Origin of the sequence: Thomasclavelia spiroformis DSM 1552 (genome assembly GCF_025149465.1) — a bacterium.
GTDB lineage: Bacteria > Bacillota_I > Bacilli_A > Erysipelotrichales > Coprobacillaceae > Thomasclavelia > Thomasclavelia spiroformis.
Genome location: NZ_CP102275.1, coordinates 1,729,397 through 1,752,286, shown reverse-complemented (window position 1 = coordinate 1,752,286; position 22,890 = coordinate 1,729,397). Strand labels below are relative to the sequence as shown.

The following is a 22,890-nucleotide window of genomic DNA, read 5'->3' as shown; positions in this document are numbered from 1 at the left end:
AAGGAGGAATTATAAAATGCCGTTTAATCACAAAGAAATTGAGCCAAAATGGCAAAAATATTGGGATGAACATAAAACATTTAAAACTGATTGTTATGATGATAGTAAACCAAAATATTATTGTGTAGATATGTTTCCTTATCCATCAGGAAATGGCCTTCATGTAGGACATCCTGAAGGATATACTGCAACTGATATTGTTTCAAGAATGAAAAGAATGCAAGGGTATAATGTATTACATCCGATGGGATTTGATTCATTTGGTTTACCAGCTGAACAGTTTGCAATTCAAACAGGACATCATCCTGCAGAATTTACTAAGAAAAATATTGAAGTTTTTAAAGGACAAATTAAATCTTTAGGTTTTTCATATGATTGGGATCGTGAAATTGCAACAAGTGATCCTGAATATTATAAATGGACACAATGGATTTTTACTAAGTTATATGATGCTGGACTTGCATATGTTGATGAAATTCCGGTTAACTGGTGTCCTGAGCTAAAAGCCGTTTTAGCAAATGAAGAAGTAATTGATGGTAAAAGTGAACGTGGAGGATATCCAGTAATTCGTAAACCGATGCGACAATGGGTATTAAAAATTACTGAATATGCTGAAAGATTATTAAAAGATCTTGATGATTTAGATTGGCCAGAAGCTACTAAACAAATGCAACGTAATTGGATTGGTAAATCAGTAGGGGCTAATGTTGATTTTAGAATTGATGGAACAGATAAAATCTTTACAGTATTTACAACACGTTGTGATACTTTGTTTGGAGCTACATACTGTGTAATGGCACCAGAACATCCATACGTAGATGAAATTACGACACCTGAACAAAAAGAAGCGATCGAAGCTTATAAACAAAGTTGTATTAGTAAATCTGACTTAGAAAGAACAGAATTAAATAAAGATAAAACAGGAGTATTTACAGGAGCTTATGCAATTAATCCGGTAAACGGTAAAAAAATTCCAATTTGGATTTCTGACTATGTTCTTGCAAGCTATGGTACTGGTGCAATCATGGCGGTTCCTGCTCACGATCAACGTGACTGGGAATTTGCAAAAAAATTCGACATCGAAATTATTCCGGTATTAGAAGGTGGAGATGTTGAAAAAGAAGCGTATGTTGAAGATGGTGTTCATATTAATTCAAGCTGGCTTGATGGTTTAGGAAAACAAGAAGCAATCGATAAAATGGTTGCTTGGTTAGAAGAACATAAATGTGGACAAAAGAAAGTATCTTATAAATTAAGAGATTGGTTATTTTCACGCCAACGTTATTGGGGAGAACCAATTCCAATTATTCATATGGAAGATGGAACAATGAGAACTGTTCCACTTGAAGAATTACCATTAGAATTACCAGCAACTAAAAACTTCCAACCACATGAAAGCGGTGAATCACCACTTGCAAACTGTGAAGATTGGTTAGAAGTGGAAATTGATGGTAAAAAAGGTCGTCGTGAAACAAATACAATGCCACAATGGGCAGGATCTTGCTGGTATTATATTCGTTATATCGATCCTCATAATAGTGAAGCAATTTGTGATCCAAAATTATTAGAAAAATGGTTACCAGTTGATTTATATATTGGTGGAGCTGAACATGCGGTATTACATCTTTTATATTCACGTTTCTGGCATAAAGTATTATATGATGCTGGAATTGTAAAATGTAAAGAACCATGGCAACGTTTATTTCACCAAGGAATGATTTTAGGTGATAATAATGAAAAAATGTCTAAATCACGTGGAAATGTAGTAAATCCTGATGATATTGTTGCAAGTCATGGGGCAGATGCTCTTAGATTATATGAAATGTTTATGGGACCACTTGAAGCAGCACTTCCATGGTCAACAAATGGACTTGATGGAGCACGTAAATGGTTAGATCGTGTTTATCGTTTATTTATTGAACAAGATAAATTAAGTGATGAAAATGATCATAGTTTAGACCGTGTTTATCACCAAACTGTTAAAAAAGTAACAGATGATTTTGAATCATTAGGATTCAATACAGCAATTTCTCAAATGATGATTTTTATCAATGAATGTTATAAAGCACCAACAGTATATAAAGAATATGCATTCAACTTCATTAAAATGCTTTCTTGTATAGCGCCTCACGTTTGTGAAGAAATGTGGCAATTATTAGGACATGATAATACACTTGCTTATGAACCATGGCCAACATATGATGAAAGTATGTTAGTTAGTGAAACTGTTGAAATGGGTGTTCAAGTAAATGGTAAATTAAGAGCTAAAATTCAAGTTGCTAAAGATGCGGATGATGAAAGTGTTAAAGAATTAGCTTTTGCACAAGACAATGTTAAAGCTCATACTGATGGTAAAAATATTGTTAAAGTGATTGTTGTTAAAAATAAAATTTGTAATATTGTTGTTAAATAAAAAACTACAGTATCATTATAGTGGTTTAATAAAAAATTATAATTTATGATGAGACGTTAGTTAGAATAATTAACGTCTTTTTTATTGTGATTTGATAGATGAAAATATTATTTTTTAATACGTTGTAATCACCGAATTCAACATATTTATAAAGCTGAAAATTAATCTGATGGAGATGTTGAAAAGGTACCAATACTAAAAATAGATATTTTTTTATTTAATGGGAGACTTAATTCAATATAATATAATCAAAGAAATAAATTGAAGATATAATGAATTAAAAAATATATTACATAAGATAATGAATATGTTAATATTAAATAAAAATTAAAGTAGAGGTGAGATAATGAAAGAATTTGATAAATTAATACGAGAGATAAAAGAATGCCGTTATTGTGAAAATAAATTTGATCATGAATTTCATCCAGTAGTTTGGGGTCATCAAAACGCTAAAATTATGCAAATTGGTCAAGCTCCTTCAAATAAAGTTAATCAAAATTTAGTTCCTTTTAGTGATTTAAGTGGTAAAAGATTATTACAATGGTATCAAATTGATCAGGGGACTTTTTATAATCAAGATATTTTTTATTTGACATCGTTAGCACATTGTTATCCTGGAAAAGCAGCTGGTAGTGGAGATCGACCACCTCCTAAATGTTGTTATCAAAAGTGGTTAAATCAAGAAATGAAACTAGTTAATAATGAGATTTATATTATTGTTGGTAGCTATAGTGCAAAATTATTTTTTCCTGATAAAAAGTTAACGGATTTAGTTTTTGAAAATCAAAGATTAAATAATAAACTTACAATTGTATTACCTCATCCATCACCTTTAAATATGCGATGGTTTAAAGCAAATCTTGGATTTGAAAATAGATTAGTAGAAATTAGAAAAATAATTGCTGCTTATTGTGGTTTAAAGTAATTTAGATAGAAAATGATGCTAAGTAAATACATAAAATAGACGTTAGTGATTGCTAATGTCTATTTATACTCTACAAAAAAGAAGTTTTTAACTATGTATGTATTATAGATAGGTTCATTTTCAAGCCAAATAGTATAGCTTTCTGTTACTGTTTTATCATCATAAGAAAGACTAATAGTATCTATATTAAAAACAGCTTTATCAAAAAATAATGCAAAAATACTTATAATCATAGTTAAGATAAAATAAGCTAAACATACAAAAAAGCTAGATATAATTATTTTTAAAATATTTTTATTATTTTTTATAGATTGTTTTATAAAAATAAGACTTGGTAAAATAAAAAATTCAACAATGATTAAAATTTTAAAAAAGATAGTTATTCTTGGATGGAAAAAGATATGGGGATCTAAGTTAGAATTAATAATTAAATATAAAGATAAGATTATTAAAATATAAATAAATATTTTGGTTAATATTTCTAATTTTTTAAATTTATTAATAAAATTAGACATTTTTATGCTCCTTTAAAAAGTATATTTTTAGAATACATGATATACTACTAGTAGATAAAATAAATATTAATAATATGGTAGGGTAAAAATAATAAAAAATCAATGAAGGGAGATTGTGTTCTATATAAATAATCCAATTATTATCTAAAAAAAAGGAAAATATAAAATAATCAATAATATATGTGATTCAATGCATATGATAGTGAATTTAAAAATAGTGAGGGAAAGATATGAGTTTAAAAAATAATCATTTTTTTAATTTGTTTATAAGTAGTAACAATAGGATTAGTAATAAAACTTGTATTAGATAACAAAGAAGACAAAGGGTTTGTATCCTTTAGGTAGACAATATTTAGAATATGCTTTTATTGAAGATCGGTATGATGTTCAAATACTTGATGAGAAGGGAAATGATATAACAGAAAAATTTATAGAAGAAAATAAAAATATTATAAAATCAGTGATTGGGACACAATCATGAAAAATTTTGTAAAAGAATCAGGTAGTATGTCTACGGATGATAAATATATTGATGATAATTAGAGAATTAAAAAAGTTATTATTTTAAAAGCGAGAACATATATATTAATTGATGAAAATGTAAATTTTTATGAAGTCAATATTATAACTTTAAAATTATTTAAGAAAAGATAAAATTTAAGTTGCACCGAATAGTGGAAAAACGTTGTGATCAAGAAATTAAATATATATTTAAAAGTACTAGTTTTCTAGTGCTTTTTTTAAATTTTAATTTAAGAAATTAGGTGATTTGTCTCATTATTTCAATATAATTAATATATATTGTTTGAGTTAGATAAAATTATTGCCATATTATATTTAGAAATTTATTTTTAGTGTTAAAAAATAAAAATATGAGAGGAGGTAATTTTCATGCCCAAGAAAAGTATATATTTTAAATTTGATATGCTTATTTTATCGTTATTAAAACAAAGGGATTGTTGTGGCTATGAGATTACTAACTCAATAAAAGAATTATCAGATGGGGTTATTGATATTAAAGAGGGTTCTTTATATCCAAGTTTATATAAGATGGTAGATAAAGGATATATTTCAAGTAAAGATGAATATGTAAATAGGAAATTACGAGTTTATTATCATATAGAAGATGCTGGAAAAGAATACTTAGAACAACTTATTAAAGAATATTTATTATGAGAAGAAAAAATCTAAATAATTACTGAGCATAATGGTTAATTGATAACAAAAAAAGTGTACTATAAAAGGTACACTTTTTAAACGTGAAATTGTGTTTCGTTTAAACGAAGACTATAGCCATTTGAGTGTTTGCATACAGGACAAACATTTATTGCTTCATTACCTTCATAAATAAAACCGCAATTTAAGCACATCCATTTAACATTACTTGATTCTTTAAATAACTTATTGCTAGTTAATAAACTATGATATTTCTTGAAACGTTCATGATGATATTGTTCGATTTCGCTAATCATAAAAAATGAAGTAGCAATATCGATATATCCTTCTTCTTTAGCTTCGTTTCCAAATTGTTTATAAATAGTAGTTGCTTCATCATATTCATGTTTAGAAGCATCTTCAAGTAAAGAAGCAAGATCTTGACCTAAATCAACAGGATAATTAGCATGCATTGAAACGTCTTCATCTTTAAATACATCCTTTAAATAATTGTAAAAAATAATAGCATGTTCTTTTTCTTGGTTAGCAGTGAAATAAAGCATGTCTTGAATAATAGCTAAATCATTTTTACCAGCTATTTTAGCTGCGATTTCATAACGCATACGAGCTTGACATTCTCCTGCAAAAGCACGGAGTAAATTGGTTTTTGTTTTTGATTCCATAATAAATACCTCCGCATATATTTTGAACAAAAAAAAGAAGATTAAACATAATCTTCTAATTAATTTTGTCTTTATTCATACCTGTTAATTCAATATATTCGTTTTTAACATTTTGTAATAATTGCATGAATGTCCAGTTAACATTTGTTTGAGTAACAATTGCTTTAAGTGGGATAAAAGGAATATTAGCTTCTCTAAAAATTTGTAATAAGATATCAACTTGTTTTTCTTCAAAACCAGCCATTACCATCATATCATCTTGAGGGATGGTAGTTAATGCTTCACTACCCCTTTGAAAATCTTCAATTCCTAAAATATAACCGATTGGATTCATTAAATCACATGATTCAACAATAATAATTTTAACATTCAATTTTTCTAAAATAGAAATAATTGCTTTACCAGCTTGAGTTTTATCAATATTATATAATAAAACAGTTTCTTCCATAATTTTGCCTCTCTTTCATTATTAGAGTATCATATTTATTTTAAATGAGCAACTAACATGATAGATATTTATCGTATCTAATAAAATGACCATTTTATCATTAAAAATATTGACGTAAAGTAAAAAAAAGTGTATAGTAAATAAGCAACAAATGATAGCAGCACATAGAGTTTTGAAAAGAGCGTTTATAACTGATGTTTGTAAAGTAGCTAGCTGCAAAGTGAAATACTTAATATAAACACAATTCAAATAATCTATGCAATGTTATTGTTTTATGCAAATAAAACAATAAATGGAGGAAAATTTTAATGTCACGTTATACAGGACCACAATGGAAAATCTCTCGTCGTTTAGGATTTTCAACTTTAGAAAATGGAAAAGAATTAAACAGAAGACCATATGCTCCAGGGCAACATGGTCAAAAAAGAAAAAAACCAACTGAATATGGATTACAATTAGCAGAAAAACAAAAAGTAAGACATATGTATGGAGTTAACGAAAAACAATTCCATAATACATTTAAACGCGCAGGTAAAATGAGCGGTATTCATGGTTATAACTTTTTCTGTTTATTAGAACAAAGATTAGATAATGTTGTTTACAGATTAGGGTTTGCACCTACAAGAAGAGCTGCAAGACAATTAGTAAACCATGGTCATTTCTTAGTAAATGGAGTTAAAACTGATATCCCATCTTATACAGTAAAAGTTGGAGATGTTGTTGAAGTTAAAGAAAAATCTAAAAATTTAGCAATCATCAAAGCTTCGTTAGAAAATAGAGTACATACTCCTGCTTTCGTTGAAGTTGATGAAACTAAAATGTCTGGAAAATTCACTCGTTTACCAGAAAGATCTGAATTAAATCAAGAAATCAATGAATCATTAATCGTTGAATACTACAACCGTAAAGGTTAATAACTTAAAGAAAATAAGGTATATCATAACTATATTGCAGCTATGTTATACCTTTTTCTTTGCCTAAGAAAATATTTTAATTTAAAAAAGTATATAAATAGAACTGTTTTTTTGGTATAATTAAGTAAATGTGGAGGTAAGTATGACAGATAGTAAAATTTGTATTGCTTTAGATTTTAAAAATAAAGTAGAAGTAAAAGAATTTTTAGAAAAATTTAAAGATGAAAAACTATATGTAAAAGTAGGTATGGAACTTTTCTATGGTGAAGGAATAGAAATGGTTAAGATGATTAAAGAAATGGGACATAATATTTTCTTGGATTTAAAATTACATGATATTCCAAACACTGTAAAAAGTGCTATGAAACAACTAGCAAAATTAGATGTAGATATGGTTAATGTGCATGCTTCAGGTGGTAAAGCGATGATGAAAGCAGCAATTGAAGGTTTAGAAGAAGGGAAAATTGGAAAAGAACGTCCAAAATGTATCGCAGTTACTTGTTTAACATCACTTGATCAAGAAGTATTAAATGATGAATTGTTAATTGAAAAACCATTAGAAGAAGTTGTTTTAAAATGGGCAAATAATGCTAAAGAAGCTGGATTGGATGGAGTTGTTTGTTCGCCATTAGAATCTAAAATTATTCATGATAATTTAGGTGTTGATTTTTTAACAGTAACTCCAGGAATTCGTTTAACTAGTGATAATGTTAATGATCAAAAACGTGTTACAACACCAGCTATGGCTCGTGAACTTACATCAAGTTATATTGTTGTAGGAAGAACAATCACTAGTAGTGATGATCCATATGCAACATATAAAAAAGTATATCAAGATTTTCAAGGTTAAAGGAGAAAAATGATGAAGGAATTAATTGCAAAAGATTTATTAGATATTAAAGCGGTTTTTTTACGACCAAATGAACCATTTACGTGGGCTAGTGGAATTAAATCACCTATTTATTGTGATAATCGTTTAACGCTATCATATCCAAATGTGCGTAAAGATATTGAAAATGGTTTAGCTAAGTTAATTAAAGATAATTTTCCAGATGCTAATTGTTTAATGGGAACAGCTACTGCGGGAATTGCTCATGCAGCATTAGTAGCAGATATATTAGATTTACCAATGGGATATGTCCGTGGGGGAGCAAAGAGCCATGGACGTAATAATCGTATTGAAGGTAAAGTTGAACCAGGAATGAAGGTTGTTGTTGTTGAAGATTTGATTTCTACAGGTGGAAGTTCTTTGGAATGTGTTGAAGCATTAAGAGAAGCTGGATGTGAAGTGATTGGATTGATTGCGATTTTTACTTACGGTTTACCTAAAGCAACAACTAATTTTGAAGCAGCAAATTGTAAATATGCAACTTTAACTGATTATGATACATTAATTGAAGTTGCTAAACAAAATAATTATATTAAAGATGTGGATATGGAAAAGTTAAAAGCTTGGAAAAAAGATCCTAATGATGAATCTTGGATGGCTAAATAGTAAATAACTATTTAGCTTTTTGTTTATAATAAACATATATACCTTTTTTGATAATAGTTTATATATTAAAAGATTTTAAAGTTAGCTTTTGTATAAAATTTTATTTTTATAAAAAATATTGATGTTTTAATTGCTTTTTAGATGTGCTATAATTTATAATGCTATAGAAATAAATATTAACAGCTTTGGAGGTGTACAATGCTAAAAAGTATTAGATATGTTCTAAAAGAGAATTTTACAAATTTATTTAGAATATATTCAATTGCAAAATATGAATTGTTATCAGATATGCGTGATTCCAAATTAGGAGTATTTTGGAATTTTGCAAATCCAGCAATTCAAATTATTACATATTATTTTGTTTTTGGTATCGTTGCTAAACGTAATGCAGTCGATGGAATTCCTTTTATTCAATGGATGCTTGCGGGGATGGTTGTTTGGTTTTTTATTAGTCCTTGTATTACTCAAGGTGCTAATGCAATTTTTTCTAAAGTAAATGTAATTACTAAGATGAAGTTTCCGGTTAGTGTTTTACCAGCTACGGTTGTTTTGAAAGAATTATTTAATCATGCTTGTATTATGATTTTAATGATTGTTTTTTTTATACTTCAAGGAATTTATCCTTCAATTCATTGGCTTGGAATAATTTATTATTGTTTTGCTGCTTGTTGTTTTGGAATAAGTTTATCAATGATTACTTCAGTTTTGAATATGATTGCTCGTGATACTAGAAAACTAATTTTGGCTTGTATGCGTCTTATTTTGTATTTAACACCAATTTTATGGCCGATTTCTCGGTTTAGTGGAACAGGAATATTTGATAGTACAGTGCGTTTTATTATGAAGATAAATCCTATTTATTATATTGTTTGCGGTTATCGTGATTGTTTCTTATATCATTATGGACCTATGTATTATTGGAGACAATTAGTTGTTTTTTGGCTTGTTACTAGTGTTTTATTTGTCGTTGGATGTTATATGATGTATAAGTTTAAACATAAGTTTATAGATATGATTTAGGTGGTAATGATGAAAGATTATGCAATTAAATTTGAACATGTTTCAAAAATATATAAGTTGAAGAAAAAAAATGATGGCAAAAATAAAAGTAATGAAGCTAAACGTTTTTATGCATTAAAAGATATTAGTTTTGAAATTCCTAAAGGTGAAGTAGTAGGAATTTTAGGAACTAATGGTTCTGGTAAATCAACTCTTTCACTTATTTTAGCTGGAATAAGTGAAATTGATAGTGGTACAATGCATATTAATGGTGAACAGTCACTTGTTGCAATTAATACAGGATTGAATAAGCAGTTGACAGGACTTGAAAATATCAATGTTAAAGGAGCTTTATTAGGTTTATCTAAAAGGAAAATTCAAAATATTATTGATGGCGTAATTGAATTTGCTGAATTAGGTGATTTTTTATATCAACCGGTAAAAAAATATTCAAGTGGAATGAAATCTAGATTAGGTTTTTCGATTTCATTGTATTTAGATCCGGATATAATTATTGTAGATGAAGCATTGTCAGTCGGAGATAAGGGTTTTGCACAAAAATGTATTAAAAAAATGAATGAACTCAAAGATCAAGGAAAAACAATCATTTTTATTTCTCATTCTTTACCACAGGTTCGTAGTTTTTGTCATAGTGCAATATGGATTGAAGGTGGGATGTTGAAAGAATATGGTGAGGTTAATGAAGTTTGTGATCTATATGGAGAATATGTAGATTATTATAATAGTCTTTCAAGTAAAGAAAAAGCTAAGATTAGGGATAAGAAATTTGAAAAAAGAATTGTGAAAAATCCACAAATTGGTTTTTGGGAAAAAGTAATTGATCGAATAAAAGGGTAGGTGTAATTTATGAAGAAAGTTATTACATATGGAACATTTGATTTGTTTCATGTAGGACATTTGAATATTATTAAAAGAGCTAAAGCTTTAGGAGATTATTTAGTGGTTGCTGTTAGTTCAGATGAATTTAATGCTAAAAAAGGGAAGAAAGCATATCATTGTGATCAAGATCGTAAAACGATTTTAGAAGCGATTAGATATGTTGATGAAGTTATTTTTGAAGAATCATGGGAGCAAAAAATAGATGATATAAAAAAACATGATATTGATGTTTTTGTTATGGGCGATGATTGGGAAGGTAAGTTTGATTATTTAAAAGAATATTGTGAAGTTGTATATTTACCACGTACAAAAGGTATTTCTACAACTAAAATTAAAGACGATTTACATAAATAGATGAAGTTAAGTATTATAGTTCCTTATGATCGCTACATAAACTATTTATATGATTGTTTAGAAAGTATCAGTCAACAACAAATTAAAGATTATGAAACTTTATTGATTATTAGTGATGAAAATCAAATTACTGATGATTTAAAAAAATATGATATAAATTTGAAAATCATTAATGCAGGAATTGATGCTAATGTTGCTAAAAAAAGAAATATTGGGATTGATAATGCTACTGGTGATTATCTATATTTTATTGATTGTGATGATTATTTAATGAAAGATACATTATCATTATTACTTGAAAAAGCTACTAATAATGACTTAGATTTAGTTAGTGGGATTCGTAAATTCACTTGGTTTAAAAAGAAAGTTTTTGAAACAATGGATGATGAAAAAAATGATGAATTGGATCTTAAAGATAAAGATCACGATCGTAAAAATAAGTTTATTAATAAAGTTTATGATGAAACTAATAGTAGTGAATATAAAACTGATATTTTAATTAGAACTCGTCATGGATTAAGAAATATATCAGTATTAAATATTTTAATCAAGACTAAATTAATTAAAGAAAATAGAATTAGATTTAATGAAGAATTTAATTATTATTCAGATGCACCTTTTGTTGTTCAATTGTTAAAATATTCAAATAGCTTTATGTATGATGAAAATGCTATATATGTAAAAAGAAAGCATAATGATCCAATTAACACTCCTTCACTTTCACAAATAAAAGATCCTGATAATCGTTTTAATGAATTTATTAAAGCACACAATTATTGTGTTTCATTGGTAGATGAAAATGGTTATATTCGTTATTATCTAGATGCAAAAATGGTTAGTTATTATATTCGTTTTTTTGCTAAAAAGATTCGTCGCAGTAAAAATGATTTGTGGCGAAATGAACGCTTTGAAATTATGACGACAGTACTTAAAAACATTAGACCGGAATTGTTAAATAAAAGTTCTAGATTTAGTCGAAAATTAATTGAAGCGGGTATTAATGGTGATATTGAATTAGCTAAAAAGATTGTAAATCGTCATTTAGCAAAGCTAAAATTTAAAAAGATCTTAAAAAACAAAAATGAAATGAATAAATATTTATATCGTCATAAATATATTAATCAACCAATTGAAGAAAATACGATCATGTTTGAAACTTTTATGGGAAAAAGTTATGCTGATTCACCTAAATATATTTATGAATATTTAGCTAAGAATTATCCAAATAAATATAAATTTATCTGGGTTTTAAATGATCCTAAAACTAAACTTCCTTATGGGGGAATTAAAGTTAAAAGATTTACTCGTAAATATGCTTATTACTTAGCTAAATCAAAATATTTTGTTTTTAATGTGCGCCAACCGCTATGGTTTAGAAAACGTGAAGAACAAATATTTTTAGAAACATGGCATGGGACACCGCTTAAACGTTTAGCGTTTGATCAAGAAGAAGTTACAGCAGCTTCACCAACCTATAAAGCACAATTCTATCGTCAAAAACAAGAATGGGATTATTTGATTGCGCCAAATAAATTTTCAAGTGATATATTTAAAAGTTGTTTTATGTATGATGGTAATATGTTAGAAACAGGATATCCAAGAAATGATTTATTATTAGCTAGTAATCGTGATCAAATTGCAATTAATTTGAAAAAGAAATTAAATATCCCATTAGATAAAAAAACAATTTTATATGCACCAACTTGGCGTGATGATGAATATTATGGTAATGGTAAGTATAAGTTTAAATTGAAATTGGATTTAGATTTGTTGAAACAGGAGTTAGGTGATGAGTATGTTGTTTTATTAAGAACTCATCATTATATTGCTGATAATTTAGATGTGACAGGACTAGAGGATTTTGCTTTTAATTTAAGTAAGTATGATGATATTGCAGAAGTATATTTGATTAGTGATATTTGTATTACTGATTATTCAAGTGTTTTCTTTGATTTTGCGAATTTAAAAAGACCAATGTTATTCTATACTTATGATTTAGATAAATATCGTGATGTTTTAAGAGGATTTTATATTGATATGGAAACAGAATTACCAGGTCCATTAGTTTATACAACCCAAGAAGTTGTTGAGCGTATAAAAAATATTGATGCTTTAAATAAAGAGTTTTCTAATCGTTATGAGCAATTTTATCAAAGATTTTGTTCATGGGAAGATGGTAATGCATCAAAACGAGTTGTGGATATAGTATTTAAATAAGGGGTATACCCCTTATTTTTACATGGAGGTTATGATGAGATTAATAAAAAATCTATTAGGTAAATTAATTAGACTATTATATCGTTTAGTTTATCGTTTGATTCCTTGTCAAAATGATACAGTATTGTTTATTTCTTTTCATGGTAGAGGCTATTCAGATAATCCAATGGCATTGCATAAATATATGTCTACGCATTTAAAGTATCAAAAATATCGATGTATTTTTGCGATTAAAAATCATAAAGAAAAAAATATTGAAATTGAAAATGCTAAAATTATTGAATATTTCAGTATCCCTTATTTCTACTACCTAGCAAGATCTAAATATTGGATCGTTAATTGTAAATTACCTAAATATGTATTAAAAAAGCCAAATCAAATTTATTTACAAACATGGCATGGAACACCATTAAAAAAATTAGCACATGATATTGAAGTACCTGAAGGAACTACTTTTTACCGAAGTGAAATGACAGTTGAACAAATGTGTTCAACATATGATAATGATGTAAGTAAATATAATTATATGATTTCACCAAGTGCTTTTACTACTGAAGTGTTTCAAAGTGCTTTTAAAATTGATCGAGCACGATTGATTGAAACTGGTTATCCTCGAAATGATATATTATCAAATTATAAAGAGCATGATTTAGATGTAATTAAATCAAAATTAAAGATTCCTAAGGATAAAAAGGTTATTTTATATGCACCTACATGGCGTGATAATTCTTATAATTTAAAGGGATATACTTTTAAATTAAAAGTTGATTTTAAAAAATGGCAAGAAATGCTAGGTGATGATTATGTTGTTATTTTTAAACCACATTATTTAATCGTTAATGACTTTGATTTAGAAGGTGTAAAAGATTTTGTCTATTTTGTGGATCCTAAGGAAGATATTGGTAATTTATATTTAATTGCTAATATTTTAGTAACCGATTATTCAAGTGTCTTTTTTGATTATGCGATTTTAAAAAGACCGATTTATTTTTATATGTATGATTTAGATAGTTATCGTGATGAATTAAGAGGTTTTTATTTAGATATTTATCATGAATTGCCAGGTGAAGTTATTGAAGATGAGACAATATTATTAAATAAAATTGAGATGAATGATTTTAATTTTGATAAACTTACAAAATTTAATCAAAGGTTTAATAATCATGAAGATGGTAATGCATCAAAACGAGTATTAGATATATTATTTAAGTAGGTGAAAAGATTAATGGGATCAATGAAGATAATTGTTAATATAATTTTAAGAGTAGTTAATGTATTTGTTGGTTTTTTTTCGATAAAAAATAATCAAGTGGCATTTGTTTCTTTAGAAGCTAATAAATTAGAAAGTGATTTGAAATTGATTTATGATAAATTAAGTCAAGATCATAGTTTTGTCTTAAAAACAGTTTTGATTAATTATAATAAAAAAAATTTAATTAATAATTTTTTATATTTGCTTAATTGTATTAAGCAAATATATGTAATTAATACATCTAAAATAGTTTTAATTACTGATAATAACTATGTTATTAGTAACTTTAAACGAGAAGGTGTAAAAGTAATTCAAATTTGGCATGCAACAGGTGCAATCAAAAAATTTGGAAATGCAATTAAACGAGAATACCCAATTAAAAATTATGATTATGTTATTGCTAATAGTGTATATTGGAAAGTTCCCTATCAAGAAGCTTTTAATGTAAATAAAGAAAATGTTGTAGTAACTGGAATGCCACGTGTTGATCATTTGGTTGATCAAAACTATATTGAAAAAACTAAATTAAAGTTACTAAATAAATATCCACTTTTAAAAAATAAAAGGGTTATTTTATATGCCCCAACATTTAGAGGAAATATTTATCAAGGAATGAAAAGTGTGGATTTTGATGCTAAAAAATTATTAGATCAACTAAATGATCAATATGTTTTAGTTTATAAATTACACCCACTTTTATTAGATGTACCAATTACAGATGATCAAAGAATTATTAATTTAAATCATGAAGATACTCATGATTTATTTACGATTAGTGATATGTTGATATCGGATTTTTCTTCAATTATCTTTGATTATTCTTTTTTTAATAAACCAATGTATTTTTTTGTTCCGGATTTAGATGAATATTTATCTACTTTAGGATGTTTTGTTGATTATCAAAAAATAATGCCAGGAGCAATCTGTTTAAATGAAAATCAGCTTGCTGATGCCATCATTGTTAATAAACAATATGATATTGAAGCATTTTCAAAAATGTTTTTTAAATATCATGATGGTAAAAATATTGAAAGAGTTGTTGAATTAATAAAAAAAGTACGTCATGAGTAAAAATGATGTACTTTTCTGCCTAGAGATATTTTTCGTACATGAATAGGTTAGAGTAGGAGGGATGTACATGTACGAAGATTACATGGAAAATTTATTTGATCGAAGACCTATGCCGATTGTCGCACCAAAAGTTGGAGAAATATTTTTGTATACAGTAAGAAGAGGTGATAATGTATATGCGATTTCTAGAAGATTCAATACTCGAGTAGATTATATTAAAAATATGAATGATCTAGATAATCAAATGATGATTTTTCCTGGTCAACAATTATTAATTCCGGTATTATTTGAAAAAATACCACCAGTAAAACCACAACCACCACAACCACCTATTCAACCACGACAATCATATGAACTATATTTTTAAAATAACTAGATTTTTTGAGTAAAAGAGTTTATTATAATGTTAAATATAAACAAGGAGAATAATATGAAATTGCACGCAGGAAGTAAACGTAATTTAACATTGGTAATGGATTTATATGAATTAACAATGGCATATAATTATTTTAAACAAGGTAATAAAGATCAGTATGTTTATTTTGACATGTATTATCGTAAAAATCCGGATAATGGGGGATACTCTATTTTTGCAGGGTTACAGCAATTGATTGAATGTATTGATCATTTGCATTTTAGTGAGGGAGATATTGAATATCTCCGCTCACTAAATAAATTTGATGAAGAATTTTTTGATTATTTAAGAGATTTTCATTTTACTGGAACAATCTATGCGGTTAAAGAAGGAACACCTGTATTTCCTAATGAACCGTTAGTAACTATTCGAGCTAAATTTATCGAAGCACAATTAATTGAAACTTTATTATTAGTAACAGTAAATCACCAAAGTTTAATTGCGACAAAAGCCAATCGAATTGTAAAAGAAGCAAAAGGTCGTCCGGTAATGGAATTTGGAGCAAGAAGAGCGCAAGGTTATGATAGTGCTACTTATGGAGCAAGAGCAGCATATATTGGAGGAGTTGCAGGAACTGCAACCGTTTCAGCGGGAATGATGTTTAATATTCCCGTGGTAGGAACAATGGCACATTCATTTGTACAATCGTTTGATAGTGAATATGAAGCTTTTAAAACATATGCACTTACATATCCTGATGATTGCGTTTTATTAGTTGATACTTATGATACATTAAAAAGTGGGGTACCAAACGCAATAAGAATTGCAAATGAAGTGTTAGCACCAATAGGTAAAAAATTAAAAGGGATTAGACTTGATAGTGGTGATATTGCTTATTTATCTAAAAAAGCAAGAATGATGTTAGATATTGCTGGTTTAGTTGATACAAAGATTACAGCATCTAATTCATTGGACGAATATTTAATTCGTTCTTTATTAGATCAAGGAGCAAAAATTGATTCTTTTGGAGTTGGTGAAAACTTAATTGTTTCAAAAAATTCTCCAGTATTTGGTGGTGTATATAAACTTGTAGCAATTGAAAAAGATAATAAAATTATTTCAAAAATAAAGATTTCTGAAAATGTTGAAAAAATAACAAATCCTGGATATAAAAAAGTATATCGTTTATTTGAGAATGAAACTGGAAAAGCAATCGGTGATGTTATTGCTTTCCATGATGAAAAAATAACAAGTGATCAAGATTTAACTATTTATCATCAATCCAATATTTGGAAATTTAAAACAATTTTTGCCAATACATACACAGTTGAAGAACTACAAGTACCGGTATTTGTTGATGGAAAAAAGGTTTATCCTGAATATACTCTTGATGAAATCAGAGAGTATTCAAATATTCAAAAACAACGTATTTGGGATGAAGTATTCCGTTTAGAATATCCTCATGATTATTATGTGGATTTAACGAAAAACTTATTAGATCATAAAATAAAAATGCTTGAAGAAAAAAGAAAGTAATTTAATTGAGGTAGTTAAAGATGTCAAGATTTGAACGTAAAGTTGAAAGACAAAAAAAAGAATTTGAATTTACGAAAAAAGTAGAGCCGCAAAAAACTAAATTTCAATTATTTAAAGAAAATTTTGGTTTTAGATGGATGAAAATAAATATAAAATCAACTATTGTTTTAATGTTGGATTTTATTTTAGTAAGTATTATTTTTATTCCTTTATTGATGAATGTTGTTGGAGCGAGAATGGCTTTTGTTTTAGGTCATGGATTTATTACTAGTTTTTTAGTTGTTATTACTTTTAAATTAATTAATAAAGAAAAAACAGTTTTTTGGCAATTGTTGGGTAGATACTGCTTTCTAGTTATTTTATTATCAATTACATCATTTATAGCTGGATTATTAGTATAAGAGGTCAATATGATTATTACAGTAGTAGGATTAGGTGTTATTGGAGGAAGCTTTGTTAAAGCATTAAAGGGCCTAGGACATCAAGTTTATGGAATTGATATTGATCAAAAGACTTTAAAAAGTGCTAAAGATGGTGGATATATTATTGAAGGTTATCAAGATGATAAAGAAATTATTAGTAAATCAGATTTAACGATTATTTGTTTGTATCCATCTTTAGTTTTAGAATTTTTGAAAAACAATCAGTTTAAAAAAGGAAGTATTATAACTGATGCAATAGGAATCAAATCATATTTTTTACAAGAAGCAATCAATATTATTGATAAAGATGTTGAATTTGTAAGTGGGCATCCAATGGCTGGACGAGAAAAAAAAGGTTTTGAATATGCCAGTAAAGAAGTGTTTAAAAATGCAAATTATATTTTAATTGAACATCCTGTTAATAAAAAAGAAAGTATTACATTTATGGAAGGATTTGTAGCTAAATTAGGATTTAAAAGTGTTAAAATCATGTCGCCTGAGGCTCATGATGAAATTATTTCTTTTACATCACAATTGCCACATGCTCTTGCTGTAGCACTTATAAATAGTGATAATGAAAAATATAATACAGGAAAATATATTGGTGATTCATATCGTGATTTGACAAGAATTGCAAATATTAATGAAAGTTTGTGGTCAGAATTGTTTTTAAAGAATCGAGATAATTTATTGAATTCGATTGATTCTTTTGAAATCCAATTAGATTTAATAAAGCAAGCTTTGTTGGATGAAGATGAATCTTTATTAAAACAGTTATTTATTAAATCATCTAAAAGAAGAGAAAAATTATGAAATCGTTGATACATTGTATCAGCGTTTTTTTATAATTAGTATAATATATTAAACAATTTGTTAAATATTGTTGCATTATTACTATAAATAGATATAATTAGTATGTTAAAAATAGGAGGTGATATTATGGATATAGGAGGTAAGATCAAAATGTTACGCCAAGCAAATGGCCTTACATTAGAAGAATTAGCTAATCGAAGTGAATTAACAAAGGGGTTTCTTTCGCAATTAGAACGTGATTTAACATCACCTTCAATAACAACTTTAGAAGATATTTTAGAAGCTTTAGGAACTAATTTGCAGGAATTTTTTAGTGAAAAACCAGCAGAACAAATTGTTTTTAAAAAAGATGATTTTTTTGTAAATGAGCAGGATGATTATATTATTTCATATATTATTCCTAATGCTCAAAAAAATGATATGGAACCTATTTTAATCGAAATAGCTCCAGGTAAACAATCGATGGCTCTTGACCCTCATGAGGGTCAAGAATTTGGCTATGTTGTTCAAGGAAAAGTTAAGTTAGTATATGGAGAAAATGAATTTGTATTAAAAAAAGGTGAAACTTTTTATTTAAAAGGGTTAGTATCACATTATTTGGTTAACAATAGTGAAACTAAAGCAAAAGTTATCTGGGTATCGACACCACCGGTATTTTAGGAGGTATTATGGAAAAATTAATTGAATTAGATAATTTAACGAAAGAATATAATGGACAAGTAGTTTTAAAGGGAATACATCTAGATATTAATGAAAAAGAATTTGTTACTTTATTAGGACCTAGTGGTTGTGGTAAAACGACTACTTTAAGAATTATGGGTGGATTTGAAGAAGCTAATGGTGGAACTGTATTATTCAATGGGCAAGACATTAGTAAATTACCGCCATATAAAAGAGAATTAAATACAGTTTTTCAAAAGTATGCTTTATTTCCGCATATGAATGTTTTTGATAATATTGCTTTTGGTTTAAAAATTAAAAAGATGGATAAAGACACGATTGAACATAAAGTGAATCGCATGCTTAAGCTTGTTGGTTTAGAAGGATTTGGATTAAGAAATATTAATCAATTATCTGGAGGTCAACAACAACGCGTTGCCATTGCTAGAGCATTGGTAAATGAACCAAAAGTTTTATTGCTTGATGAACCACTAGGAGCGCTAGATTTAAAACTTAGAAAGACAATGCAAATTGAATTAAAAAATATCCAACAAGAAGTAGGAATTACTTTTGTATATGTAACTCATGATCAAGAAGAAGCATTAACAATGTCTGATACAATTGTTGTTATGAATGAGGGGCAGATTCAACAAATTGGTTCACCTACTGATATTTATAATGAACCAGAAAACCGTTTTGTGGCACAGTTTATTGGTGAATCTAATATTATTGAAGGAATTTTTATTGAAGATTATTTAGTTGAATTTGATGGACAATGTTTCGAATGTGTTGATAAAGGGTTTGATGAAGGACAAGAAGTTGATATTGTATTAAGACCAGAGGATTTAGATATTGTAGATGTTGGTAAGGGAAAGATAGAAGGAGTAGTCACTTCTATTGTATTTAAAGGTGTACATTATGAAATAATGGTAAAAGCAAAAAATCGTAATTATAAAGTACATACAACGGATATTAGTGAAGTAGGGAAAAAAGTTAATTTAGATTTTTGGCCTGAAGATATTCATGTGATGGATAAAATGGGTAGTTATTGATGAAACATTTTCGTAAATTAGTTGGCCCTTATTGTTTTTGGTTATTTATTTTAACGATTATACCAATGTTTTTAATAATGATGTATGCTTTTATACAAAAAGGTAATGCAATAACAACATTTAGTTTTACATTAGATAATTTTTCAAAATTTTTTGATCCAATTTTTGTTTCTGTATTAATTAAATCATTTATTTTAGGAATTATTACGACTGTGTTATGTTTATTAATTGGTTATCCAGTTGCTTATGCAATTTCTAAATGTAAAGAAAATACGCAAACTATCCTTATTTTATTAATTACATTTCCGACATGGATCAATATGTTGATGCGTACATATGCTTGGATAAATATACTTAGTAGTAAGGGAATAATAAGTAATGTATTTCAGCTTCTAGGCTTTGGTGAGGTCAGTTTTTTATATACTGATTTTGCAGTGGTATTAGGGATGGTATATGATTTTTTACCATTTATGATTTTACCGATTCATGCTTCATTATCAAAAATGGATAAATCTTTGATTGAAGCAAGCAATGATTTAGGAGCTAATCCAATTACTACTTTTTGGAAAATTACTTTTAGATTATCATTAGGTGGTGTTTTAACCGGAATTACAATGGTTTTTTTACCAGCAGTTTCATCGTTCGTTATTCCAAAATTATTAGGTGGCGGACAATATGCATTAATTGGTAATTTTATTGAACAACAATTTATTAATGTAGGTGATTGGCATTTTGGTAGTGCTGTATCATTGATTCTTGCTGTTTTAGTTATCGTTCTTATGGGACTTATTAACAAGGTAGAAAAATATGCGGGATACCAGGAGGAAACTAAACGTGAAAAAACTAAAAAATTATAAACCTAGTTTTAATAGTAGTTTATGGATTGGTTTAGCTTTAGTATTCTTATATTTACCGTTGTTAGTGATGACAATTTTTTCTTTTAATGATTCGAAATCATTATCTAATTGGAGTGGCTTTTCATTACGTTGGTATCAAGAATTATTTGCCAATCAACAAATGATTGATGCAATCATTGTTTCGGTAAGTATTGCAATTCTTTCAACAGTTATTTCAACGATTTTGGGGACAATTACAGCAATTGGAGTTTCAAAATCAAAACCGATATTGCGAAAAATATTATTACAAGTTAATAATATACCAATTATGAATCCAGAAATTGTAACTGGAATTTCATTAATGTTATTATTTTCGTTTATGAAAATAGAAAAAGGGTATATCACAATGTTAATAGCACATATTGTATTGTGTACCCCTTTTGTTATTACTAATGTTTTACCAAAAGTAAGACAACTTGATGATAATTTAGCTGATGCAGCAATGGATTTAGGAGCAACACCGTTTCAGGCACTTACTAAAGTGATTATTCCACAGATTAAACCAGGGATTATATCTGGAGTATTATTGGCATTTACATTATCATTTGATGATTTTATTGTTTCGTATTTTGTTAGTGGTAATGGAATTGAGAATATTTCAATTGTTATTTATAACATGTCAAAACGTACTAATCCTAGTATTTATGCATTAGCAACGATTATTTTAGTTGTTGTATTGATTGTTGTTGTGTTAGGAACAATTATTCCTCGAGTTTTTCCTAAAGCGACTGATAAGTTATTAAAAAGTAAAGTTGTTAAAGTTATTTTAGCAGGATGTTTATTAATATCGGTAGGTTGGTCAATTTCAGCTGGAATAGGAAAAAAGACTTTAAGAGTGTATAATTGGGGTGAATATATTGATAAGTCAGTTATAAGTGATTTTGAAGATAAGTATGATTGTAAAGTTGTATATGAAACATTTGATTCTAATGAGATTATGTATACTAAATATGTAAGTGGCAATAGCTATGATATTATGGTCCCTTCAGAATATATGATTGAAAGATTGATTAAAGAAGAACGCTTACAGCCAATTGATAAATCAATAGTTACTAATTTCGATAATATAAATAAAGGAATATTAGGGCAGTCGTTTGATCCTAATAATGATTATTGGGTACCTTATTTTTGTGGAAACGTTGGGATTTTATATGATAAAACTGTTGTTGATAAAAATGATTTAAAAGAAGGATGGAATATTCTTCGTAATCCAAAATATAAAGGACAAATATATATGTATGATTCAGAACGAGATAGTTTTATGGTTGCTTTAAAGGCATTAGGTTATTCAATGAATACAACTGATAGAAAAGAAATAGATGATGCTTATAATTGGTTGATTGATCAAAGAAGTGAAATGGATCCTGTATATGTAGGTGATGAAGTTATTGATACTATGAGTAGTGGTGTAAAAGCAATGGCTATTATGTATTCAGGGGATGCAACAACTGTAATGAGTGAAAATCCTAATATGGAATATTATTTACCTGAAGAAGGAACTAATGTTTGGTTTGATGGATTTGTTATTTCTAAGGAGTGTAAAAATACTAAATTGGCAAATGAATTTATTAATCATATGATTTCAAATAGTAATTCATATAAAAACACTATTGAAGTTGGTTATTTGACTGCTAATGTAAAAGCAGCAAAAAAAGCTTCTCAAAATGATTTTAAAGGAATTAGTGCTTATGATATTCGTACTGATTCAAAAGATGAAATATTTGCATATCAAACAAATGAAGTAAAAGAAATGTATAATCTACGTTGGACAAAAGTAAAGTCAAAATAATCTTAAACTGTTGGTAAAAACCAGCA

Annotated in this window: 23 protein-coding genes; 20 read left to right on the top strand and 3 right to left on the bottom strand. The window is 27.5% G+C overall.

Translation table 11 applies throughout. The features are described from left to right. Positions 1-16: 16 nt before the first annotated feature. Positions 17-2,413: a leucine--tRNA ligase gene (leuS, locus tag NQ543_RS08450; protein WP_004608824.1), complete on the top strand. Its 2,397-nt coding sequence runs from the start codon at positions 17-19 to the stop codon at positions 2,411-2,413. Positions 2,414-2,759: 346 nt separating this feature from the next. After that, positions 2,760-3,338 carry a uracil-DNA glycosylase family protein gene (locus NQ543_RS08445; RefSeq protein WP_004608823.1) on the top strand — a complete coding sequence of 193 codons (579 nt, stop codon included), beginning with the start codon at positions 2,760-2,762 and terminating at the stop codon, positions 3,336-3,338. 59 nt (positions 3,339-3,397) lie between these two features. Here the strand turns inward: NQ543_RS08445 and NQ543_RS08440 are convergent, their stop codons facing one another. Beyond that, a complete protein-coding gene (locus NQ543_RS08440) occupies positions 3,398-3,853 on the bottom strand; it encodes a hypothetical protein (RefSeq protein WP_004608822.1) in 456 nt (151 codons plus the stop codon). Positions 3,854-4,744: 891 nt separating this feature from the next. Here NQ543_RS08440 and NQ543_RS08435 point away from each other — a divergent pair. Further along, positions 4,745-5,029 carry a PadR family transcriptional regulator gene (locus tag NQ543_RS08435; RefSeq protein ID WP_004608820.1) on the top strand — a complete coding sequence of 95 codons (285 nt, stop codon included), beginning with the start codon at positions 4,745-4,747 and terminating at the stop codon, positions 5,027-5,029. 77 nt (positions 5,030-5,106) lie between these two features. On the opposite strand, the gene NQ543_RS08430 is transcribed toward NQ543_RS08435, so the two are convergent. After that, a complete protein-coding gene (locus NQ543_RS08430) occupies positions 5,107-5,691 on the bottom strand; it encodes a rubrerythrin family protein (protein ID WP_004608819.1) in 585 nt (194 codons plus the stop codon). A gap of 55 nt (positions 5,692-5,746) precedes the next feature. Next, positions 5,747-6,139, bottom strand: coding sequence for a DUF3783 domain-containing protein (locus NQ543_RS08425; protein ID WP_004608818.1), 393 nt, complete (start codon positions 6,137-6,139; stop codon positions 5,747-5,749). A gap of 308 nt (positions 6,140-6,447) precedes the next feature. Here NQ543_RS08425 and rpsD point away from each other — a divergent pair, with 308 nt between their 5' ends. The 17 genes from rpsD (at position 6,448) to NQ543_RS08340 (ending at position 22,864) form a co-directional block, all read left to right on the top strand. Further along, the gene (gene rpsD, locus NQ543_RS08420; RefSeq protein ID WP_004608817.1) at positions 6,448-7,053 is read left to right on the top strand and encodes a 30S ribosomal protein S4; all 606 of its coding nucleotides are present in this window, start codon (positions 6,448-6,450) and stop codon (positions 7,051-7,053) included. A 142-nt stretch (positions 7,054-7,195) separates the two neighbouring features. Next, entirely contained in the window at positions 7,196-7,903 is a 708-nt protein-coding gene (gene pyrF / locus NQ543_RS08415) for an orotidine-5'-phosphate decarboxylase (RefSeq protein WP_039903473.1), read from the top strand. A gap of 12 nt (positions 7,904-7,915) precedes the next feature. After that, positions 7,916-8,548: an orotate phosphoribosyltransferase gene (pyrE, locus tag NQ543_RS08410; RefSeq protein ID WP_039903470.1), complete on the top strand. Its 633-nt coding sequence runs from the start codon at positions 7,916-7,918 to the stop codon at positions 8,546-8,548. Positions 8,549-8,746: 198 nt separating this feature from the next. Then, entirely contained in the window at positions 8,747-9,568 is an 822-nt protein-coding gene (locus NQ543_RS08405; RefSeq protein WP_004608814.1) for an ABC transporter permease, read from the top strand. A gap of 6 nt (positions 9,569-9,574) precedes the next feature. Then, the gene (locus tag NQ543_RS08400) at positions 9,575-10,405 is read left to right on the top strand and encodes an ABC transporter ATP-binding protein (RefSeq protein ID WP_039903468.1); all 831 of its coding nucleotides are present in this window, start codon (positions 9,575-9,577) and stop codon (positions 10,403-10,405) included. 9 nt (positions 10,406-10,414) lie between these two features. After that, the gene (gene tagD / locus NQ543_RS08395; protein WP_004608812.1) at positions 10,415-10,801 is read left to right on the top strand and encodes a glycerol-3-phosphate cytidylyltransferase; all 387 of its coding nucleotides are present in this window, start codon (positions 10,415-10,417) and stop codon (positions 10,799-10,801) included. After that, entirely contained in the window at positions 10,802-13,018 is a 2,217-nt protein-coding gene (locus NQ543_RS08390; protein ID WP_004608811.1) for a bifunctional glycosyltransferase/CDP-glycerol:glycerophosphate glycerophosphotransferase, read from the top strand. Positions 13,019-13,052: 34 nt separating this feature from the next. Next, positions 13,053-14,231 carry a CDP-glycerol glycerophosphotransferase family protein gene (locus NQ543_RS08385; protein ID WP_039903465.1) on the top strand — a complete coding sequence of 393 codons (1,179 nt, stop codon included), beginning with the start codon at positions 13,053-13,055 and terminating at the stop codon, positions 14,229-14,231. 12 nt (positions 14,232-14,243) lie between these two features. Then, on the top strand, positions 14,244-15,341 hold the full coding sequence (locus NQ543_RS08380) for a CDP-glycerol glycerophosphotransferase family protein (protein ID WP_039903463.1): 1,098 nt from the start codon (positions 14,244-14,246) through the stop codon (positions 15,339-15,341). Positions 15,342-15,408: 67 nt separating this feature from the next. Beyond that, positions 15,409-15,708, top strand: coding sequence for a LysM peptidoglycan-binding domain-containing protein (locus NQ543_RS08375; RefSeq protein WP_004608808.1), 300 nt, complete (start codon positions 15,409-15,411; stop codon positions 15,706-15,708). 63 nt (positions 15,709-15,771) lie between these two features. Continuing rightward, on the top strand, positions 15,772-17,232 hold the full coding sequence (locus tag NQ543_RS08370) for a nicotinate phosphoribosyltransferase (protein WP_039903460.1): 1,461 nt from the start codon (positions 15,772-15,774) through the stop codon (positions 17,230-17,232). 20 nt (positions 17,233-17,252) lie between these two features. Further along, entirely contained in the window at positions 17,253-17,633 is a 381-nt protein-coding gene (locus tag NQ543_RS08365) for a hypothetical protein (protein ID WP_004608806.1), read from the top strand. A gap of 9 nt (positions 17,634-17,642) precedes the next feature. Beyond that, positions 17,643-18,467 carry a prephenate dehydrogenase gene (locus NQ543_RS08360; protein WP_004608805.1) on the top strand — a complete coding sequence of 275 codons (825 nt, stop codon included), beginning with the start codon at positions 17,643-17,645 and terminating at the stop codon, positions 18,465-18,467. Positions 18,468-18,593: 126 nt separating this feature from the next. Continuing rightward, positions 18,594-19,127, top strand: coding sequence for a helix-turn-helix domain-containing protein (locus tag NQ543_RS08355; protein WP_039903457.1), 534 nt, complete (start codon positions 18,594-18,596; stop codon positions 19,125-19,127). A gap of 8 nt (positions 19,128-19,135) precedes the next feature. Beyond that, on the top strand, positions 19,136-20,179 hold the full coding sequence (gene potA, locus NQ543_RS08350; protein WP_004608803.1) for a spermidine/putrescine ABC transporter ATP-binding protein: 1,044 nt from the start codon (positions 19,136-19,138) through the stop codon (positions 20,177-20,179). After that, the gene (locus NQ543_RS08345) at positions 20,179-21,036 is read left to right on the top strand and encodes an ABC transporter permease (RefSeq protein ID WP_004608802.1); all 858 of its coding nucleotides are present in this window, start codon (positions 20,179-20,181) and stop codon (positions 21,034-21,036) included. The genes potA and NQ543_RS08345 overlap by 1 nt, the downstream gene beginning before the upstream one ends. Beyond that, entirely contained in the window at positions 21,014-22,864 is a 1,851-nt protein-coding gene (locus NQ543_RS08340) for an extracellular solute-binding protein (protein ID WP_004608801.1), read from the top strand. Before NQ543_RS08345 ends, NQ543_RS08340 begins: the two co-directional genes overlap by 23 nt. Positions 22,865-22,890 lie beyond the last annotated feature (26 nt).

Bases quoted from the DNA above. Each gene is read 5' to 3' on its own strand.
- leuS (WP_004608824.1), top strand. From the start codon at position 17: ATGCCGTTTAATCACAAAGAAATTGAGCCAAAATGGCAAAAATATTGG.
- NQ543_RS08445 (WP_004608823.1), top strand. From the start codon at position 2,760: ATGAAAGAATTTGATAAATTAATACGAGAGATAAAAGAATGCCGTTAT.
- NQ543_RS08440 (WP_004608822.1), bottom strand. From the start codon at position 3,853: ATGTCTAATTTTATTAATAAATTTAAAAAATTAGAAATATTAACCAAA.
- NQ543_RS08435 (WP_004608820.1), top strand. From the start codon at position 4,745: ATGCCCAAGAAAAGTATATATTTTAAATTTGATATGCTTATTTTATCG.
- NQ543_RS08430 (WP_004608819.1), bottom strand. From the start codon at position 5,691: ATGGAATCAAAAACAAAAACCAATTTACTCCGTGCTTTTGCAGGAGAA.
- NQ543_RS08425 (WP_004608818.1), bottom strand. From the start codon at position 6,139: ATGGAAGAAACTGTTTTATTATATAATATTGATAAAACTCAAGCTGGT.
- rpsD (WP_004608817.1), top strand. From the start codon at position 6,448: ATGTCACGTTATACAGGACCACAATGGAAAATCTCTCGTCGTTTAGGA.
- pyrF (WP_039903473.1), top strand. From the start codon at position 7,196: ATGACAGATAGTAAAATTTGTATTGCTTTAGATTTTAAAAATAAAGTA.
- pyrE (WP_039903470.1), top strand. From the start codon at position 7,916: ATGAAGGAATTAATTGCAAAAGATTTATTAGATATTAAAGCGGTTTTT.
- NQ543_RS08405 (WP_004608814.1), top strand. From the start codon at position 8,747: ATGCTAAAAAGTATTAGATATGTTCTAAAAGAGAATTTTACAAATTTA.
- NQ543_RS08400 (WP_039903468.1), top strand. From the start codon at position 9,575: ATGATGAAAGATTATGCAATTAAATTTGAACATGTTTCAAAAATATAT.
- tagD (WP_004608812.1), top strand. From the start codon at position 10,415: ATGAAGAAAGTTATTACATATGGAACATTTGATTTGTTTCATGTAGGA.
- NQ543_RS08390 (WP_004608811.1), top strand. From the start codon at position 10,802: ATGAAGTTAAGTATTATAGTTCCTTATGATCGCTACATAAACTATTTA.
- NQ543_RS08385 (WP_039903465.1), top strand. From the start codon at position 13,053: ATGAGATTAATAAAAAATCTATTAGGTAAATTAATTAGACTATTATAT.
- NQ543_RS08380 (WP_039903463.1), top strand. From the start codon at position 14,244: ATGGGATCAATGAAGATAATTGTTAATATAATTTTAAGAGTAGTTAAT.
- NQ543_RS08375 (WP_004608808.1), top strand. From the start codon at position 15,409: ATGTACGAAGATTACATGGAAAATTTATTTGATCGAAGACCTATGCCG.
- NQ543_RS08370 (WP_039903460.1), top strand. From the start codon at position 15,772: ATGAAATTGCACGCAGGAAGTAAACGTAATTTAACATTGGTAATGGAT.
- NQ543_RS08365 (WP_004608806.1), top strand. From the start codon at position 17,253: ATGTCAAGATTTGAACGTAAAGTTGAAAGACAAAAAAAAGAATTTGAA.
- NQ543_RS08360 (WP_004608805.1), top strand. From the start codon at position 17,643: ATGATTATTACAGTAGTAGGATTAGGTGTTATTGGAGGAAGCTTTGTT.
- NQ543_RS08355 (WP_039903457.1), top strand. From the start codon at position 18,594: ATGGATATAGGAGGTAAGATCAAAATGTTACGCCAAGCAAATGGCCTT.
- potA (WP_004608803.1), top strand. From the start codon at position 19,136: ATGGAAAAATTAATTGAATTAGATAATTTAACGAAAGAATATAATGGA.
- NQ543_RS08345 (WP_004608802.1), top strand. From the start codon at position 20,179: ATGAAACATTTTCGTAAATTAGTTGGCCCTTATTGTTTTTGGTTATTT.